The sequence below is a fragment of the Sandaracinaceae bacterium genome, assembly GCA_016706685.1.
Taxonomy (GTDB): Bacteria; Myxococcota_A; Polyangia; order Polyangiales; family Houyiibacteriaceae; genus JADJJE01.
In genome coordinates this window covers 35,755-53,857 of sequence record JADJJE010000024.1, presented here as the reverse complement: position 1 = coordinate 53,857, position 18,103 = coordinate 35,755, and the positions used below count along the sequence as shown (strand labels likewise).

At 69.7% G+C, this 18,103-nt stretch carries 12 protein-coding genes; 9 read left to right on the top strand and 3 right to left on the bottom strand.

All coding sequences use genetic code 11. From position 1 onward, the window contains the following. Window positions 1-62: 62 nt before the first annotated feature. The 3 genes from IPI43_24750 to IPI43_24740 all read left to right on the top strand — a co-directional run bounded on the left by IPI43_24750 (window position 63) and on the right by IPI43_24740 (window position 6,124). A complete protein-coding gene (locus IPI43_24750; GenBank protein ID MBK7777296.1) occupies window positions 63-2,435 on the top strand; it encodes a 3-hydroxyacyl-CoA dehydrogenase/enoyl-CoA hydratase family protein in 2,373 nt (790 codons plus the stop codon). A 33-nt stretch (window positions 2,436-2,468) separates the two neighbouring features. Then, entirely contained in the window at window positions 2,469-3,638 is a 1,170-nt protein-coding gene (locus IPI43_24745; protein MBK7777295.1) for a thiolase family protein, read from the top strand. A gap of 209 nt (window positions 3,639-3,847) precedes the next feature. Further along, entirely contained in the window at window positions 3,848-6,124 is a 2,277-nt protein-coding gene (locus tag IPI43_24740; protein MBK7777294.1) for a sulfatase-like hydrolase/transferase, read from the top strand. Between the two features lie 9 nt (window positions 6,125-6,133). Here the strand turns inward: IPI43_24740 and IPI43_24735 are convergent, their stop codons facing one another. Further along, window positions 6,134-6,967 carry a 1-acyl-sn-glycerol-3-phosphate acyltransferase gene (locus IPI43_24735; GenBank protein ID MBK7777293.1) on the bottom strand — a complete coding sequence of 278 codons (834 nt, stop codon included), beginning with the start codon at window positions 6,965-6,967 and terminating at the stop codon, window positions 6,134-6,136. 751 nt (window positions 6,968-7,718) lie between these two features. Between IPI43_24735 and IPI43_24730 the strand changes: the two genes are divergently transcribed. From IPI43_24730 to secG, 6 genes are all read left to right on the top strand, one after another. Beyond that, window positions 7,719-11,501, top strand: a complete 3,783-nt coding sequence (locus IPI43_24730; protein MBK7777292.1) for a hypothetical protein — start codon at window positions 7,719-7,721, stop codon at window positions 11,499-11,501. A gap of 247 nt (window positions 11,502-11,748) precedes the next feature. Further along, window positions 11,749-11,925: a hypothetical protein gene (locus IPI43_24725; protein ID MBK7777291.1), complete on the top strand. Its 177-nt coding sequence runs from the start codon at window positions 11,749-11,751 to the stop codon at window positions 11,923-11,925. 179 nt (window positions 11,926-12,104) lie between these two features. Beyond that, window positions 12,105-13,124 (top strand): type I glyceraldehyde-3-phosphate dehydrogenase, encoded by a 1,020-nt coding sequence (gene gap / locus IPI43_24720; GenBank protein ID MBK7777290.1) that lies wholly within the window; start codon window positions 12,105-12,107, stop codon window positions 13,122-13,124. Between the two features lie 9 nt (window positions 13,125-13,133). Beyond that, on the top strand, window positions 13,134-14,318 hold the full coding sequence (locus tag IPI43_24715) for a phosphoglycerate kinase (GenBank protein MBK7777289.1): 1,185 nt from the start codon (window positions 13,134-13,136) through the stop codon (window positions 14,316-14,318). Then, complete coding sequence (locus IPI43_24710; GenBank protein ID MBK7777288.1) at window positions 14,315-15,112, top strand: triose-phosphate isomerase; 798 nt, start codon at window positions 14,315-14,317, stop codon at window positions 15,110-15,112. The genes IPI43_24715 and IPI43_24710 overlap by 4 nt, the downstream gene beginning before the upstream one ends. Window positions 15,113-15,175: 63 nt before the next feature. Then, the gene (gene secG, locus IPI43_24705) at window positions 15,176-15,739 is read left to right on the top strand and encodes a preprotein translocase subunit SecG (protein ID MBK7777287.1); all 564 of its coding nucleotides are present in this window, start codon (window positions 15,176-15,178) and stop codon (window positions 15,737-15,739) included. Window positions 15,740-15,866: 127 nt separating this feature from the next. Here the strand turns inward: secG and IPI43_24700 are convergent, their stop codons facing one another. Further along, window positions 15,867-17,516: a hypothetical protein gene (locus IPI43_24700; protein MBK7777286.1), complete on the bottom strand. Its 1,650-nt coding sequence runs from the start codon at window positions 17,514-17,516 to the stop codon at window positions 15,867-15,869. Continuing rightward, the gene (locus tag IPI43_24695; protein MBK7777285.1) at window positions 17,509-18,084 is read right to left on the bottom strand and encodes an ArsR family transcriptional regulator; all 576 of its coding nucleotides are present in this window, start codon (window positions 18,082-18,084) and stop codon (window positions 17,509-17,511) included. Before IPI43_24695 ends, IPI43_24700 begins: the two co-directional genes overlap by 8 nt. Window positions 18,085-18,103 lie beyond the last annotated feature (19 nt).

The following is an 18,103-nucleotide window of genomic DNA, read 5'->3' as shown; positions in this document are numbered from 1 at the left end:
CAGGCAGTGAAACGGCTGACCGGGGTCCCTACCCGTCCACCCACAGCGGAGACTTCAGCAACATGAGCAAACCGATCAGGCGCGTCGGCGTCATCGGCGCCGGCGTCATGGGCAGCGGCATCGCCTCGCATTTCGCCAATGCGGGGATCGAGGTGCTGATGCTCGACATCGTGCCCCCGAACCTCACCGAAGAAGAGAAGAAGAGCCGCGCGAAGCGCAACTCGTGGGCCGCGGGCGGCCTCGACAAGGCGCTCAAGTCGCGCCCGGCCTCGTTCTTCCACCCGGACATCGTGAGGCTGGTGACCGTGGGCAACACCGAGGACGACCTCGCGAAGCTCAACGACTGCGACCTGATCATCGAGGCCATCATCGAGAAGCTGAGCATCAAGCGCAGCCTCTTCGAGAAGCTGGACGCCACGCTGGACGGCGACACGGTCGTGGCCTCCAACACGTCGGGCCTGCGCATCGAGGACATGCTCGAGGGGCGCAGCGAGCGCTTCAAGAGCCACTTCCTCGTGATGCACTTCTTCAACCCCGTGCGGTACATGAAGCTGCTCGAGCTCGTGGTGGGCCCCGCGACGGATCCGAAGACGCTTCAGCGCATCAAGGACTTCGGGCGCAACCAGCTGGGCAAGGGCATCGTGGTGGGCAAGGACACGCCCAACTTCGTGGGTAACCGCATCGGCACCCACGCCATGCTGTACACCATGCACCAGATGCTGGCGCAGGGCCTCACCCCCGAGGACATCGACGCCATCACGGGCGAGCCCATGGGCCACCCCAAGAGCGCAAGCCTGCGCACCGGCGACATCGTGGGTCTCGACACCTTCGCGCACGTGGCCGACAACTGCTGGGCCGAGCTCGAGAACGACCCACAGCGCGACGTGTTCAAGGTGCCCGAGTTCGTCCGCAAGATGGTCGAGCTGAAGTACCTCGGCGACAAGACCAAGGGCGGCTTCTACAAGAAGACCAAGGACGGCATCCTGACGCTGGACCCGGGCACGCTCGAGTACCGCGCGAAGGGCGGTAGCGAGGACATCAAGAAGCTCTGCAAGAAGCTGTCGGGCATCGAAGACGTGCGTGAGCGCGTGCGTCAGCTCGTCGCCGACCAGGGCCCCGCGGGCAAGTTCGCGTGGAGCGTGCTGGCCACCTCCATGGGCTACTCCGCCACGATGATCCCGGAGATCTCGGACGAGGTCGAGGCCATCGATAACGCCATGAAGTGGGGCTACAACTGGGAGCTCGGGCCCTTCGAGACGTGGGATGCGCTGGGCTTCAAGGCCACCGCCGAGCGCCTCAAGGCCGAGGGCTACTCCCTGCCCGCCAGCATCGACACCATGCTGGCCGCCGGCGCCGAGAGCTTCTACACCAACGACGGTCGCGTCTGGGACCTGACCAAGGGTGCCTACGTGGCGCGCGACCTGGACCCGCGCGAGATCACCCTCGCGCAGATGCGTCAGGGCGGTGCGCCGGTCTACAAGAACAAGAGCCTCGAGGCCTGGGACATCGGCGACGGCGTGCTCTGCATGACCTTCACCAGCAAGTCCAACTCCATCGACTCGAACATCATCAACGGCATCCCCGAGGTGATCGACATCGCGGAGCGGGACTTCCAGGCGCTCTTGCTGTTCAACGAGGGCCCGCACTTTTGCGTGGGCGCCAACCTCTTCGAGGTGGTCATGGCGGCGAAGGCCGGCAAGTGGGACGACCTCGAGAGCATGGTGGCCAACTTCCAGGCGGCCGTGCAGCGCATGAAGTACTCCACCATCCCGGTGGTCTCGGCGCCCTTCGGCATGACGGTCGGCGGTGGCTGCGAGCTGTGCCTCGCGTCCGACACCGTGCAGGCCTACTCGGAGAGCTACGTGGGCCTCGTGGAAGTGGGCGTGGGCCTGCTCCCGGGCGGCGCGGGCAACCTCAACCTGCTGTGGCGCAGCCTCTCGGGCATCCCCGAGGGCGCCACGGTGGAGCCCATCCACCTGGTCGCCAAGACCTTCGAGAACATCGCCATGGCGAAGGTGGCCACCAGCGCCGTGGAAGCGCAGCGCGTGGGCTACTTCCGCAGCACGGACGGCGTGAGCTTCGACAAGGCACGCCACCTGTACGAGGCGAAGCAGCGCGCGGTGGGCCTGGCCAAGAGCGGCTACCACCCGCCCGCGCCGCGTGCGTTCCGCCTCCCCGGCGAGAGCGGCATCGCCACGGTGCAGATGATGATCGACACGCTGCGCAACGGCGGCTTCGCCAGTGACCACGATGCGCTCATCTCGCGCAAGGTGGCCGAGGTGCTCTGCGGCGGGCCCGCGGGCAACACGCGCGAGATCACCGAGGCCGAGCTGCTCACGCTCGAGCGCAAGGCCTTCGTGGCCCTGTGCAAGGAGCCCAAGAGCCAGGCGCGCATGGAGCACATGCTCATGAAGAACGCTCCCCTGCGGAACTGACCCACCAACACCGAGAAACACGAGGATACGAACATGAATGACATCGTGATTGTGGATGCGGTGCGGTCCGCGGTGGGTCGCTCCAAGAAGGGCACCCTCGCCAACCGTCGCCCGGACGAGTTCGCGGGTGAGGTCATCAAGGGCCTCATGGCGCGCAACCCCGCCGTGAAGCCCGAGATGGTCGAAGACCTGATCCTGGGCTGTGCTTTCCCCGAGGGTGAGCAGGGAATGAACGTAGCGCGCCTGGTCGGCCTGCTCGGGGGTCTCCCCGAGGAGTCGTCCGGGCTCACCATCAACCGCTTCTGCTCGTCCGGTCTGCAGAGCATCGCCTTCGCGGCGGGTCAGATCGCGGCGGGCTACAACGACATCGTCATCGCCGGCGGCATGGAGAGCATGTCCATGGTGCCCATGACGGGCTTCAAGCCGAGCGCCTCGGGCGAGCTCATGGACCGCATGCCCACGGCCTACACGCCCATGGGGATCACGGCTGAGAACGTGGCCCAGCGCTTCGGGATCAGCCGTCAGGCGCAGGACGAGTTCGCGGCTGCCAGCCACGAGCGCGCGCTCAAGGCGATTGCGGATGGCAAGTTCGCCGACGAGATCGTGACCGTGAACGGTGTGACCTACGGCCCCGAGGGAGAGCGCACGTTGGTGCCCTTCAACGTGGACGAAATGCCGCGCGCGGGCACCACGGTGGAGGCCCTTGCGGGTCTGCGCCCGGTGTTCTCGGCCACCGGCTCGGTGACGGCGGGCAACGCGTCGCCGCTCTCGGACGGAGCGGCCATGTCGCTGGTCATGAGCAAGGCAAAGGCCGACGAGCTGGGCATCAAGCCCATGGCCTACTTCCGCTCCTTCGCCACGGCGGGGGTGGACCCGGCCATCATGGGCATCGGGCCCATCCCGGCGGTGCAGAAGCTGCTCAAGAAGACGGGCCTCACCATCGCGGACATCGACGTCTTCGAGGTGAACGAGGCGTTCGCGAGCCAGGCGCTGTACGTGAAGCAGCAGCTGGGGCTGCCGGACGACAAGCTGAACGTGAACGGCGGCGCCATCGCCCTCGGTCACCCGTTGGGCTGCACCGGCGCCAAGCTGGCGGCCACCGCGCTCAACGAGCTGAAGCGTCGCGAGGGCCGCTACGCCATCGTGACCATGTGCATCGGCGGCGGCATGGGCGCGGCCGGGCTCTTCGAGCGCGTGGTCTGACCCTGCGCTGATTGGACGCTGCTGGCGGCCCCGGGATCTCGGTCTCGGGGCCGCTCGCGTTTGCGTTCATGCTTGAGCCCGCGCGCGCTTCGGTCTATCGCGTCACTCGGGCGATGCGAGGAAGCAGCGAAGCGACACCAACCACTCCAGAGCGGCACGCGGCTGGGCAGCGCTTTGGGAGGCATGCGTGGCGGGCCTGGGCGGGGCTCGTGAGCGGACCGAGTCTGCTGCTCGTCGGCCAGAAGGCCCTGCGCATCGGTACGCTCACGCCTGCCGTGGGGGTGCTCGGGGGGCTGCACCTGCTGCTGCCCGACGCGCTCTTTGCAGCGGGTCTGGCCGTGCTGGCGTGGGCATGGCTCGCGTGGGTGCTGGGGCCCGCGAAGGAGCGAGGGCTGCGGGCGGGGCTGCTCGGCTGGCAGCTGGTGTTGGGGCTCCTGCTCTTCGTGGGCACGGCCAGCCACCGGTACTTCCTGACCACGGGCACCCCGCTCGACTACCCCATGTTCCGGCTGGGCCTCGTGGAGATCAGCGAGCGGGCCCGCGTGGCATCGAGCGAGATCCCCTGGGGCACGTGGCTGCTGAACGCGCTGGCGCTGCTCACCACGCTCGTGTTTCCAGGGTGGGCGCTGCGTCTGCGGTCCCACCGCGGAGCAGGGTCTGGCCGGTGGCGCCCTCTCTTCGTGGCTGTCGTGGGCGCGCTGGCGTTGGTGAGCAGCGCATGGGTGCCGGCGCCTGCTGGGGTGGGCGCGGACTTCATGCGCCCCTGCGCGGTGAACCTGGCCATGACCGCGGCCCCCGACGACCCAGTGAGCGCCGCGCTCTTGTCGGAGGCACGGGCAGCTCCGCGAGGCGCTTCGAGCTTGCTGCGGCAGGGCGACGGCCCGGCGCGCAACGTGGTGTTCCTCTTGTTGGAGTCCACCGGTGCGCGCGCCACCACGCCCTACAACCCCGCGATGAGGACCACGCCCGCCCTCGCCCGCTGGGCCAGCGAGGGCACGCTCGTGGAGAGCGCCCACGCCGTGGTCCCGCACACCAGCAAGGCGCTGGTGGCCATCTTGTGTGGGTTTCCTCCGCGCATCGGCGTGCGCATCACCGAGGCGCTGCCGGGCGGGCTGCCGGGGCGCTGCCTGCCCGACCTCCTGCGCGAGCAGGGCTACTCCACCGTCTTCATGCAGAGCGCGCGCGGGTCGTTCGAGCACCGCGCCGACCTGGTGGCCGCGCTGGGCTTCGAGCGCTTCGAGCACTCGGGCACGCTGCCCACCGAGGGCTTCCAACAGGCCAACTACTTCGCGCACGAGGACGACATCCTGCGCGCTCCCGCGCGTGCGTTCGTGGAGCAGAGCCTCGCGAGCGGGCGCCCGTTCGTGCTCACGCTGCTGACGGGGGCCACACACCACGACTACCGCGAAGTGCGGCGCTACGGGACACAGACGCACGACGCGCAGGACGCCACGCGCAACCGCTGGCTCAACGCGGTGCGGCGCCAGGACCACTTCATGGATGACGTGCTCAGCGACCTGCGCGAGCTCGGGGCGCTCGAAGGCACGCTGGTGGTCATCGTGGGCGACCACGGCGAGGCCTTCGGCGAGCACGGCCTGCGCACGCACGACGAGGTGCCCTACGAGGAGGTGCTGCACGTGCCGATGCTGCTGCTGGACGGGCGCCCGGCCGGGCGCGTGCGCGGGCCGGTGACGCAGCTGGACATCGTGCCCACCGTGCTGGACCACCTGGGCTTCGCGCCGCAGGGCGGGAGGTACGTGGGCCTGCCGCTGCTCGCGGAGATGCCCATGGACCGGCGGCTGCATGCGGCCTGCTACCACGAGCTGCGCTGCGCCGTGGAGCTGGAAGGCACGCGCAAGCGCATCCACCGCTACGGCGTGCACCCCGATCAGGTCTTCGACCTAGAGACGGATCCCGAGGAGCGCATCGACCTGGTGGTGGCGTGGCAGCGGGAGGCCGAGGAAGCTCGCGCGCGCAGCCGCCGCTGGGTGCAGGTCACCAACCTGATGAGCCAGGCCACCGAAGGTATCGAGCGCCTGGTGGCCGAGGCGCGCGTGACGGATCTACCCGCGCACGCTCGGCCCGTGACGGGTCGTTTTGGAGACGCCATCCGCGTGCTGGGCGTGGCCTACCCCAGTGCGCCCGCACGCCTCGGCGGCTTCGTCGAGTTCACGGTCTACTATCAGGTGCTAACACCCCTCCCGCCCAACTTCCGGTTGGAGCAAGCGGGGCGGGGCAGCGGCGCGCGCGTGGTGAACTACACCCACACGCCGGTAGGCGGGCTCTACCCCGCGTCGCTCTGGCGCCCCGGCGAGATCATCGCTGACACCTTCAGCCTACGCGTGGTGGGCAACCACGAGGGCGACTTCCTCGACGTGAGCGTGGCGTTCCGCTCCGATGACGGAAGCGACCACCTACCCGTGGTGGAGGGCGAGAGCCGCCACCCCGGCGAGCTGTTCCTGGCGCGCGTGCCCATCCAGCGCTGACGCGACCGCTCAAGCCTCGCGGGCGCGGCGCTGCAGCAGCTCGTCCAGGCACGCCTGCATCATGCCGTGCACGTGCTGGTGGCACTCCTCCACGTAGTCCGCGTCCTCGGCCGCCTCGGGGCCGCTGCGCTCGAAGCGCACGGGCGGGAGCACCTGCTGGTACACGCGCGTGGGCACGGGCAGGTGCAGGATGGGCGGACCAAACGTGATCCCCCATGGCAGGCACAGCGTGATGGGCCAGCGCTTCATGCCCAGCACGCGGTCGATCCCCGTCACGCGCGCGATTTGCTCCCCGCTGGTGAGCACGATGAGCGTCTCGTGCCCCCCTGCCGTGACCACGGGCACGATGGGCACGTTCTCCTTGAGCGCGAGCCGGATGTACCCGCGCCGCGTACCGAAGATGATCCGGTTGCGGTCGCGGAAGCTTCGCATGGAGTCGGTCTCGCCCCCCGGAAACGCCAGCACCTTGTACCCGCTCTGCAGCAGCTCCGACGCCATCTCGGGCGCGGCCGGCACAGCGCCCAGCTTCGTGAAGAACCGCGCCACCGGCCCCACACGAAAGCTCGTCCCATGCACCAGCGTGCGCGGCAGCGCCTCGGCCCCGTGCACCGGGAACCACGAGTACGCCATGACGTGAATCTCCGGCATCACGCCCACCGAGTTGTGGTTCGCCACCACCAGCGCCCCACCCTTCGGCACGTTCGAAACGCCGAACACCCGCGGCTTGAAGAAGAACTCCGTGGTCGCCCGCGTCGCCTCCAAGAACGCCGACAGCGCCTTGGGATCAGGCCCCTGGTCAATACTCGTCGGGGGGTCGGCGCGAAGGAAGGCAGGGATCTGCATCGGACCGAGATCCTACTACGCGCTCGTTGCGCTTTGGGAGGCGTGATCGTGAGGAGGCGGAGGGGAGCCCTGGGCACGGGGCCGGTCGCGCTGGCGCTCCCTCGGGTGCCTCCGCCCAATTCGGCGCGTCCTTCGGACGCTTGAATTGGGGCCCCCCCCACCCCCTTTGCCCAGGGCTCCCCTCCGCCTCCTGCGGTGACGTTTGGAGCGCAGATGGGCTCGGGTGGGCCAGCCTGAATGCGGTTGCCTCCTCCGCGCGACTAGGGGCTCCGCGCGTGGGCTCGCCTGGGCTCGGCTGAGCGGGAGAGGACGGGACGAGCGCTGGCTCGGGTGGGCTCGACGAAGTGGGAGGGACCGATCCAGCCTTGGGCTCAGTCGGGTTCCGACGAACCCACTCGGACTCGTCGGGCTCACCCGAGCTCGGAGCGTTCGGTCCTGCTCAGGTCAGCCCAAGAGCCGAAGAGGGCGCAGCGCTCCGGGGGATCTGCCGCGCACCGCGAGGCGGTCGCGCGGGCCCGGGGTGGGCGGGGGGTCAGCAAGGGGCTTGGGGGGGCCCTATTTCAAGCGTCCTTCGGACGCGCCGAAATGGGGGAGGTCAACCAGAGGGAGCGCCTGCGCGACCGCCCCCGCCGCGACCCCCCGCCCACCCCGGGCCTCGGGCAACCAGCCAACCAGGACAACCACAGCCACCGCCCCCCGGGGTGCGGCGATTACCCACGTCGGTATACTCCGCGCCCACCTAAGGATCCCAGTGCGTAGAGTCGCCATTTTTGCCTTCTTCCTCTCGGGCGCCTCCAGCCTGATCTTCCAGAGCATCTGGTCCCGCTCGGCGCACCACGTCTTCGGGGCGACCAGCGTCGCCATCAGCACCGTGGTGACCGCGTTCATGGCGGGGCTCGGGCTCGGCGCCTTCGTGGCGGGCCGCTACGCCGACAAGATCAAGAACCCGCTGCGGGCGTACGCGCTGGTGGAGCTCGGCGTGGGCGCCTATGCCCTCGTGCTGCCCTACATCATCGACCCCGAGGGCTGGCTCGCGGTGGTCAACGCGTCCTTGCGCGCGAGCCTGGGTGCCGAGTCCACGGCCTTCATGTTCGCGCGCTTCTTCTGCGTGTTCCCGTTCCTTCTCATCCCCACCACGCTGATGGGCTCGAGCTTGCCGCTCTTGGCCCGCCACTTCGTGCGCTCGGACCAGGACCCGAGCGCGGTGGCCTCGTGGGTGGGTGCGCTCTACAGCGTGAACACCGTGGGCGCCGTGGCCGGCACCGCGCTCAGCGTGTTCGGGCTGATGCCCAGCATCGGCCTCTGGGCCACCGGCATCACGGCCGCGTGCATGAACTTCGCCCTCGCGGGGCTCATCTTCCTCGCGCAGCGCCAGGGCTGGGACCAAGCGCCGCGCATCGAGGCCTCGCGCGAGGAGGACGTGGACCGCGAGGCCCTGGCCCGCGTGCCGCGCTACGCCCGCCGCGCGGCGGTGCTGGCGTTCGCCGTCAGCGGCGCTGCGGCGCTCTGCTACGAGGTGGTCTGGTCGCGCGCGCTAGCCATGACCAACGGCTCTTCGGTCTACGGGTTCGGCATCATCCTCACCACGTTCCTGGTGGGCATCGCCGGCGGCAGCGCGGCAGCTTCGGGGCTCATCTCGCGCGCCACGCGGCGCCTCGACGTGACGTCGGCGCTCTCGGTGGCGCTGGTCATGTATGCCGTGACGCCCTTCTCCCTCTTCGACCAGGCGCTGGTGGGCGGCGTGAACCTGGGCGCGTGGACCATCCCTGGCGGACTCCTGTCCTGGGTGCTGCTCTCCCTGCTGGGCTCGGCCCCGGTGGTGGTGCTGCGCTGGTACGCCATGCTGGGCGCCCAGCGCGACGAGGACGCGCGCGCCAAGGGGCGCCGGCTCGACCGCGTGGCGCTGCTCACGCTGCTGGTCCCGGTGCTGTTCGCCATCGTGGGCGCGTCCATTCATCGCGGCCTCGAGTACGGTCAATACCCGCAGATCGTGGCCACCGTGGTGGTGTGCGTCGTGGCGCTCACGGTGGCGCTGCTCACCCTGCGCAACCTGCCCGTGCTGCAGCTGGCGGTCATCCAGCTGCTCATCGCGCTCTCCACGCTGGCCAACATGGTCTACCAGGACGAGGTCAGCTGCGCGCTCGGTGCGCTGGTGGGCGGCATCGAAGACCTGCCCAACCACGTGGGCACGGTGCGCTTCTTCTCGTTCCTGACGTCGTCGCTCTGCACGCTGCCCGCCACGCTGGGCATGGGCGCCATGTTCCCGCTCACGCTGCGCCTGTTCGCGGTGAGCGGCGCCACCATCGGTGACGACGTGGGCCGGGTCTACGCCAGCAACACGCTGGGCTCCATCTTGGGCGCCTGGATCCCGGGCTTCATCCTGATGCCGCGCTACGGCATGCAGGCCGCCCTGTTCGCCGGCATGGCCCTCAACTTCGCCATGGCGCTGATGCTGCTGGTGGTGGCCGCGGCCGACCCTGAGCCCACTGCGGCCAAGCCCGAAGGCGATGACCCGGAAGGCACCCCGCCGGCCCCGGTGAGCGAGGCCCGCGCCAGCCACGCCGTCATCGAGAGCATCCTCATCTACGCGCTGGCGCCCATCATCCCGGCGCTGGTCGCCCTGGTGTACTTTGGGCTGTTCCGGCCCAACGCGCCCTGGTTCGTGCCGAACCTCACGTGGGATCCGGGACGCATGACGCTGGGCGTGTTCCGGCCCTCTGTGGCGCGCTCAGCCTGCCGCGAGCTCGCCAACACCCACGTGGAGCTGCTCTATTACCACGACGGCCTGAGCACCACGGTCACGGTGGAGCGCTACTGGGGCACGCACCTCGCCATGAAGAACAACGGCAAGGTGGACGCCAGCAACGGCGAGGACATGCCCACGCAGATCAACCTCGCCGCCTACCCGCTGCTCATGCACCAGGACGGGCCCGAGGGGCTGGACGTGGCCGTCATCGGCTTCGGCTCCGGGGTCACCGTGGGCACCGCCCTGCACTTCCCGGTGCGCAGCGTGGACGTGATCGAGCTGGAGCGCGCGGTGCCCGAGGCGGCGCGCTGGTTCGCGGAGTACAGCCACCTCGACTTCCCCCTCGAGAGCTTCCCGTATGTGGACATGGAGCGCCTCGAGGTCATCAACGACGACGGGCGCAACTACCTTGCCGCGACCGAGCGCGAGTACGACGTGATCATCAGTGAGCCCAGCAACCCCTGGATCACGGGCGTGGCCGACCTCTTCACCGAGGAGCACTTCCGCATCAGCAAGCGGCGCCTGCGCGAGGGCGGCATCTACTGCCAGTGGGTGCAGCTCTACGAGCTGAGCCCCGAGAACATCAAGGCCATCTACCGCACCTTCGCGTCGCAGTTCCGGCACGTGGTGGCGCTCTCGGCCGACGACTTCTCGCCCGACACCGTGCTCATGGGTTCGGACAGCCCGCTGCCGCTCGACCTCGAGCGGGTCACGCGCGGCTTCGCGTTCGAGGGCGCCCAGGCCGACCTGCGCGCGGGCACCCTGTACCGCCCGCACGACGTGTTCTCGCGAGTGCTCTTGGCCAGCCGCGAAGAGGTCATGCAGTTCTCGCAGATCGAGTACACGCGCGACACCGAGAGCGCGAGCTGGGTGGCGCATCACGACTCGGACAACGCGCGGCCGTGTGCCCTGCCCCTATGCCGCCGCGAGCCCGTGTCCACCAACACGGACGACAACATGCTCATCGAGTTCGCCGCCCCGCGGGATCTCATTGGATACCAACGCTACGAGCGCTATCTGCCAGACCACCTCTACGCGCCGACGTGGCCATACGGCAACGTGGTCGGGCGCGTTCAAGGGCTCGGCGAAGGCAACGAGGCCGCCGCCAACCTGGCCGAGCTGTCCATGGCCCTACTCTCCGCGGGCCGTCGCGGCGAAGCGTCGTCCCTGGCCGAAGCCAGCGTGGAGGCGGGGCGTGCGCCCGAGTCGCTGGTGGCCATCGAGGTCATGCGTCGCCTGCTGGGGCCCGAGGGCGAGCCGGCGATCCACGTGACGCCCCCGAGCGCCGGCCCCGAGCTCTCGCCCCGCCAAGCCCGGGTGCTGACCGAAGGGTTCATCGCGGTGCGGGACGCGGTGGACGCGGGTGACTACGGCGCTGCCCTGAACGCCATGGAGGACATCCCGGCCCCCGTCCGGCAGCACAGCGGTCCGTCCATGAAGCTGCTCTACGCGTACCTGCTCTACAAGACGGGGGCCATCCGGCCGCGCTACGACGAGGTGGTCACCCTACTGGAGGAGCTCACGGGCACCCACCCGCGCTGGGTCAGCGAGCGCCCCGAGGTGCGCTACTTCATGGCGCGCAGCATGTGGGCCGAGGCCGCGTTCGGCGACGCCGTGCGCGTCATGCGGCAGTACGTGGAGCGGCTGCTGATCGACGAGGCGGCCGCACGCGACGAGGCCGAGCGCCTAGCGAACCCTCCCGCAGAGGGCGCCACGCCCGCGCCCACCCCTCCCACCACCGGGGCAGCGCCTGCCCCCGCTCAACGAGACAGCCTGGCGCTGCCGTAGCCTCCGCTGCGCGGCAGAGTGCGTAGAGCGCTATGCACCTATCGGCGATCGCTGCATAGGGCGCTACGCAACCACGCCTTCGGTTCCAAGGTTTCACGGTGCTTTAGCCCGTAAATCATTGAAATCACATGTGCGCCAGGGGTCACTGTGCAGCTCTTGGAAACGTGGCACAGCCCCTGCTTAGGACCCTGCCGCAGCGCCCACGAGGCGCGCACCGGGGGAACCTCTCACCATGAGCTCAGACACCATGCCTCACACCCAACCTGCCAGCGCCGACGAGCGCAGCGTCAAGATCCTAGCCAAGTCCGTGTACAAGCAGCTGAAGCAGAGCGGCGCTTCCCGGGCCGAGATCGTCGGCTTCACCAACGCCATGCTCGAGCTGGTCACCAGCGAGATCCGCGACAGCCACACGCCAGACGCCTGACCGCTGACGGCGCCCTCCGGCGCCCACCCGTTCCGCATCGCTTCCTTGCCGCCCCGCTCACGCGCAGGCGGCTTTCGTGTTTCCGCTGGGTGACCGGCCTGTGGAATTGGCCAGCCCGCGGGCTCCTTCTGTACTAGGCTCCGGGCCCCGGTGCCCCGTGGGCTCCGGACGAGAACACCATGCCCATCAAGATCGGTATCAACGGCTTCGGCCGCATCGGGCGCGCGGTGGCGCGCATGCTCCTCGACGACGGCAACACGGGGGATGTGCAGCTCGCTGCCATCAACGACCTCACAGACCCGCCGTCCCTCGCGCACTTGCTGCAGTTCGACACGGTCCACCGCACCTATGGGCACAAGGTCACGTCCAGCGACAAGGCCATCATCGTGGACGGGCAGGCCATCCCCACGTTCTCGCTGCGCGACCCGGCGCAGCTCCCGTGGAAAGACCTGGGCGTGGACGTGGTGCTCGAGTGCACGGGCATCTTCAACACGCGTGAGTTGGCCGCCAAGCACCTCGAGGCGGGCGCCAAGAAGGTCATCGTGTCCGCGCCGTGCAAGGGGGCCGATGGCACCTTCTGCGTGGGCATCAACGATGATGCGTACGACGCCAAGCTGCACACCATCATCTCCAACGCGTCGTGCACCACCAACTGCCTCGCGCCCATGGCCAAGGTCGTGGACGACGCGTTCGGCATCCTGAAGGGGCACGTCGTCACGGTGCACTCGTACACCAACGACCAGCGCATCCTGGACCTGCCGCACAAGAAGGACTACCGCCGGGCGCGCGCGGCAGCCGAGAACATCATCCCCACCAGCACCGGCGCGGCCTCGGCCATCGGCCTGGTGCTGCCCAAGCTGGCGGGCAAGCTGGTGGGCTCCGCGGTGCGCGTCCCCACGCCCAATGTATCGCTCACGATCCTGACGGCCCACGTGAGCCGCGCCACCACGGTGGAAGAGGTCAACGCGGCGTTCGACGCCGCTGTCGCCGGCCCGCTCGGGCGCATCCTGTCCATCGAGCCGAGGCCGCTGGTGTCCAGCGACTTCATCGGCAACCCGTACTCGGCCACGTTGGACGTGGAGCTCACCACCGTCGCAGGGGGCGACCAGGTGCAGGTGACCGCCTGGTACGACAACGAGTGGGGCTTCAGCACCCGCATGATTGACCTCGTCCGGACCGTGTCCGGGACGGCGAACTGAGAGGCACGCATGTCCGTACGCAACATCGATGACGTGGAGCTCGACGGCCGGCGCGTGTTCGTGCGCGTGGACTTCAACGTGCCCTTGGACGCCGATGGTCGGGTGACCGACGACACACGCATTCGTGCGGCGCTGCCCACCATCGAGTCCGTGCTGGAGCGTGGCGGCCGGGCCATCTTGGCCTCCCATCTGGGACGCCCCAAGGGCGCGCCGGACCCCAAGTACTCCCTCGAGCCCGCCGCCCTGCGCCTGGCCGAGCTGCTGGGCGTCGGCGAGGTGGTGCTCACCGACGACTGCATCGGTGATGGCGCTCGCAAGGTGGTGCACGATCTGCGCGACGGTCAGGTGGTGCTGCTCGAGAACCTGCGCTTCCACCCCGGCGAAGAGAAGAACGACGAGGCGTTCGCGCGCGAGCTGCTGAAGTTCTGCGACGTCTACGTGAACGACGCGTTCGGCGCCGCCCACCGTGCGCACGCCTCCGTGAGCGCCCTGCCCCGCATGGCCGAGGTGCGCTGCGCCGGGAAGCTCATGGAGAAAGAGCTCAAGGCCCTGGGCGCGCTGCGCTCGGACCCGGCCGCGCCCTACATCGCCGTGCTGGGCGGCGCCAAGGTCACCGACAAGATCAAGGTCATCGAGGCGCTCATGACCAAGGTGAACGCGATGTTCATCGGCGGCGCCATGGCCAACACATTCCTGGCCGCGCGCGGGTTCGCCATGGGCAAGAGCCTGGTGGAGTCCGACAAGCTGGCGCTGGCCCGCTCGCTCATGCAGCGCGCCGAGGACGCGGGCATCGAGCTGCTGCTACCCGTGGACCTGCGCGTGGGCTACAGCCTCGAGGACACCACGTCCGAGGTGGTGGCGCTGGACGCTGTGCCCGCAGGGGCCATGGCGCTCGACGTGGGCCCCGAGACCGAGAAGCTCTTCGAAGAGCGCCTGGGCAAGGCGCGCTCCATCTTCTGGAACGGCCCCATGGGCCTGTTCGAGAACCCGGCCTTCGCCGCAGGCACCCTCGGCGTGGCGCAGGCCATGGCCGCGAGCGGTGGCTTCACCGTGGTGGGCGGCGGCGACAGCGTGGCGGCCGTGCAGCAGGCAGGCCTGGCCGACCGCTACACGCACGTGTCCACGGGGGGTGGCGCGTCGCTCGAGTTCCTGGAGGGTCGCCGGCTCCCCGGCGTGGAGGCGCTGGCCTCATGAGCCCGCGCTCGCAGCGCACGCCCTTCATCGCGGGCAACTGGAAGCTGCATCACTCGGTGGCCGCGGCCATCGAGCTCACGGGGCAGATCGTGGAGGCCTGGGAGACGCTCGACCGGGCAGCCGGCCCCAACGCCGCGGTGGAGGTGTGCGTGGCCCCCGTGGCCACCGCGCTCTACTCGGTGGCCCAGGCCGTGGCCGACAGCGCCATCTTCCTGGCGGGGCAGAACTGCTACCACGAAGCGCAGGGTGCGTTCACGGGCGAGGTCAGCCCGGCGCTCCTGCGGGACGCCGGCGCGTCCCACTGCATCGTGGGTCACAGCGAGCGGCGCACGCTGTTCGGCGAGACCGACGCCGCGGTGGCCCTGAAGGTGCGCGCGCTGCTAACGGCCGGGCTGGTGCCCATCCTGTGTGTGGGTGAGACGCTCTCGGAGCGTGACGCCGGGGAAACCGAAGCCGTGGTGCTGCGCCAGCTCGGCGGCGCCCTCGATGGGCTGGACGCTGCGGCGCTCGCCGACCTGATCGTGGCCTACGAGCCCGTCTGGGCGATTGGTACTGGGCGTACCGCTAGCCCGGCAGATGCTCAGGCCGTGCACGCCGCCATTCGCGCCCACGTGCGTGCCAGCTTCGGCGAGCCGCTGGCCGAGGGCCTGCGCATCCTCTACGGAGGCAGCGTGAAAGCCAGCAACGCGGCCGAGCTGCTGGGCCAGCCCGACATCGACGGCGCCCTGGTGGGCGGGGCCTCGCTCACGGCCGACCTCTTCGTCCCCATCATCGCTGCTGCCTACCCTTCTTGAGCGCAGGCGCGCCCCGTGCTACTTCGCTCCCCCCACAGCTAGAACCCGCTGCGAGTCGACCCCATGCAGACCTTCCTGACCATCGTTTATGTGCTCGTTTGCCTCTTCCTGATCCTGGTGGTGCTCCTCCAGTCGGGCAAAGGCGGTGGCATGGGCACGGCGCTCGGCGGCGGTAGCGGCGGCGCTCAGCAGGTCTTCGGTGGCGCCGGTGCGGGCAACATCCTCACGCGCGCCACGGCCGTGAGCGCCGCACTCTTCATGATCTTGTCGGCCACGCTCGCGTACATGAGCAGCTCGCCCGACGCGTCGCTGCGCCGCGCCGTGGAAGAGGCCCAGGCGGCCGCTGCGGCCGATACCATCGGCTCGGCCGACGGCGATGACGCCACCACCGCGGACGCGGGCGTGGCCACGGACGAAGAGCCCGCCCCCGAGGCAGACGCCTTGGACGCAGGCGCTGCTGCCCTCCCCGCGCCGGCCGAGGCCGCCGCTGCCGCGCTTGGTGAGGCCCTCGGTGATGCCCTGGGTGGCGCGGCCGAAGCCGCCGGTGAACAAGCCGTCGAAGCGGCCGAGGCCACCGGTCGCGCAGCGGGCGATGCGGTCGAGGGCGCCACGGGCGACGCGGAGTAGCCGACGCCCCCTCGGTGAGAATCACGGCGCCCCTTTGGGCGCCTTTTTCGTGTGGGGCGGCCAGCGGTTCCCGACCCCGCCGGTACTGGTCGCGAGCAAGGGAATCGATGGGTTCGACCTGGTGGCGCTACGGTGTGTCGCCGCGCTGCCGTGGATCCGATGTGCGGCGAGCACGAAGGGTCTCGAGGCCCAAGGCGCAGTCGGTGCGCCCTGGGTACACCGCGATGCAGCGGCGCAACAGCCGCTCCATCTCGTCCGTGTCGGGAGTGGGCAGCGAGCTCGCATGAATGAGCAGGAACGCGGCCTCCTGCCGGGTGCCTGCGAAGCGCGCCTCGCCCTGTAGCGCAACGGCCAGCGCCGCCTCCCGGCGCCGCGTCTCCACCAGGCAGTGCCCGAGATGCGTGAGGTAGCGCGGGTCTGCGGGGTCCAGCTGCGCCGCGCGCTCCAGCAGCGGGATGGCTCGCTCGCAGTCGCCCGCTCGCCGCAGGCTGAGGCCCAGGAACCCGTGGGTCCAGGCCTGCTCGGGCGCGCGCTCCTGGGCGGCCGAGTAGAGCGTGGCTTCGTCGTGATAGAGCGTGGTGGCGAAGACCAGCAAGGGTGCGCTCAGGACGGCAAGGATCACGGGCAGCCCCAGCGCCATGCGGCGGAGCGCTGGGCGCGTCTCGGCCACCAGCTGGAGACCCGCGGCCAACGCGAGCACGAGCCCGAGCGCCGGCAGGTAGAGGTAGCGTCCGAAGCCCGGCCAGAGCGCGGTGCTGATCAAGCTCACGGGGGCAATGGTGAGCGCATACCAAGCGAGCCCAGCGCCCAGCAGCGGCGCTTTTCGACGGGTGCGAAACGCCAGCGCGGCGAGGGCTAGGCAGACCAGACACGCTCCGGCCACCCACTCCGCGCCGAGGCCCGCATAGTCATCACGCAGGCTGCGGAGCCCGTAGTCGCTGGGCACCAAGGTTCGGTAGACGCCCTCCACCATCAGCAGCGGAGCGTGACGAGCCGCCGTGAGGAGCTGGCCGCTGCCTTCGTGCGTCTTCAAGCCGTGCAGGGCGTTCACGCGCAACGCGAGGTAGACGCCCAGCGCCATGGCGGGGCCAGCCACCTCGGACAGGAACGCGCGCGCGGTGCGCGGAGGGGGAGAGTCGGCCCGGAGCCACGGGACCAGCACCACGAAGGGCAGCGCGAGCACGGCCACCTCCTTCGAGAGCAGCGCGAGCAGACAGCCCGCGAACACCACGGCGCGCGATGCCCGAGATGGGCGCGCGAACCCGGCGTGGAGCGCGAGCAAGAGAAACAAGCTCATGAGCGGGTCGGAGCGACCGTTGATCCACACGTGGGCCTCGCTGAGCCACGGCGACAGGGCGAACACACACACCAGGGACACACGCGTGAGGCTGGGCAGTCCCGGCGCGAGCCTGCGCACCAGCTCGAGCAGGCCCACACACACCAGCGCATGCAGCACCGTGTTGGTGAGGTGATACGACCACGTGTCGCGCCCGGCCAGCCACGCATCCCAGAAGAACGTCACCAGAGGCATCGGACGGTACGTGTCGAGCGCCGGCTGCCCCACGGCCCCGTCCTGGCTGGAAGCCACCATGGTGTGCCGGGTGAACGCCTCCATGAAGCGCGCCGGCGTGTGGATGAACTCGCCACGCACGATGACGAAGACGTCGTCGAACACGAAGCCGTTCCGGAAGCGCCCGAGCGTGAGCAGGCTGGGCAGCAGGCTCACAAGCACGATCTCGAGCACACGCCCGCGCCGGCTCACGGGGCCCTCAGTCATGCTCGCTGCGCGAGGCTGCACCCAGCAGCACCCGCAGGAGAGGGCTGGCGTCCACCTGCGCGCTCTTCAGCAGCCGCTCCAGCAGCGACTGCCCGAGGCGCGCCAGGTCCAGCAGCTGCTCGATGCGCGCCACCTGCACCTCGGCCCGCACGCGCTCCTCGCCCTCGCAATGCTCGAGCCGCACGCGCAGGTGCTCGAGGGCTTCCTCCATGACGTCGATGGCGTCCAGGATCTCGCGGCGCTCGCGCTCCTCGAACACGCGCGAGATCATGCGCCAGAAGTTGCCCTCGGCCTCGAAGTAGTCGCGGCGCTCGCCCTGCACCCAGACGCGCTTCACCACGCGCCACTGGCCCAGGCTCTTGAGCGTCATGGACACGGCGCCGGCGGACAGCTGGAGGCGATCTTGAATTTCTTGCGCGCTGAGCGCCCGGTCGCTCAGGTACAGCACCGCCCAGATGCGCCCCATGTTGCGCTTGAAGCCCCAGAACTCGATCAGCCGGCCGATGGCGTCGCTGACCAGCACCTCGGAGCGCCACACCTCGTTGCGAACGTCATTGTCGGGCGGCACGCGGCGAGGTGTACCACGA

Coding starts and splice junctions, on each gene's coding strand:
- IPI43_24750 (MBK7777296.1), top strand. CDS start 63: ATGAGCAAACCGATCAGGCGCGTCGGCGTCATCGGCGCCGGCGTCATG.
- IPI43_24745 (MBK7777295.1), top strand. CDS start 2,469: ATGAATGACATCGTGATTGTGGATGCGGTGCGGTCCGCGGTGGGTCGC.
- IPI43_24735 (MBK7777293.1), bottom strand. CDS start 6,967: ATGCAGATCCCTGCCTTCCTTCGCGCCGACCCCCCGACGAGTATTGAC.
- IPI43_24725 (MBK7777291.1), top strand. CDS start 11,749: ATGCCTCACACCCAACCTGCCAGCGCCGACGAGCGCAGCGTCAAGATC.
- gap (MBK7777290.1), top strand. CDS start 12,105: ATGCCCATCAAGATCGGTATCAACGGCTTCGGCCGCATCGGGCGCGCG.
- IPI43_24715 (MBK7777289.1), top strand. CDS start 13,134: ATGTCCGTACGCAACATCGATGACGTGGAGCTCGACGGCCGGCGCGTG.
- IPI43_24710 (MBK7777288.1), top strand. CDS start 14,315: ATGAGCCCGCGCTCGCAGCGCACGCCCTTCATCGCGGGCAACTGGAAG.
- secG (MBK7777287.1), top strand. CDS start 15,176: ATGCAGACCTTCCTGACCATCGTTTATGTGCTCGTTTGCCTCTTCCTG.
- IPI43_24700 (MBK7777286.1), bottom strand. CDS start 17,516: ATGACTGAGGGCCCCGTGAGCCGGCGCGGGCGTGTGCTCGAGATCGTG.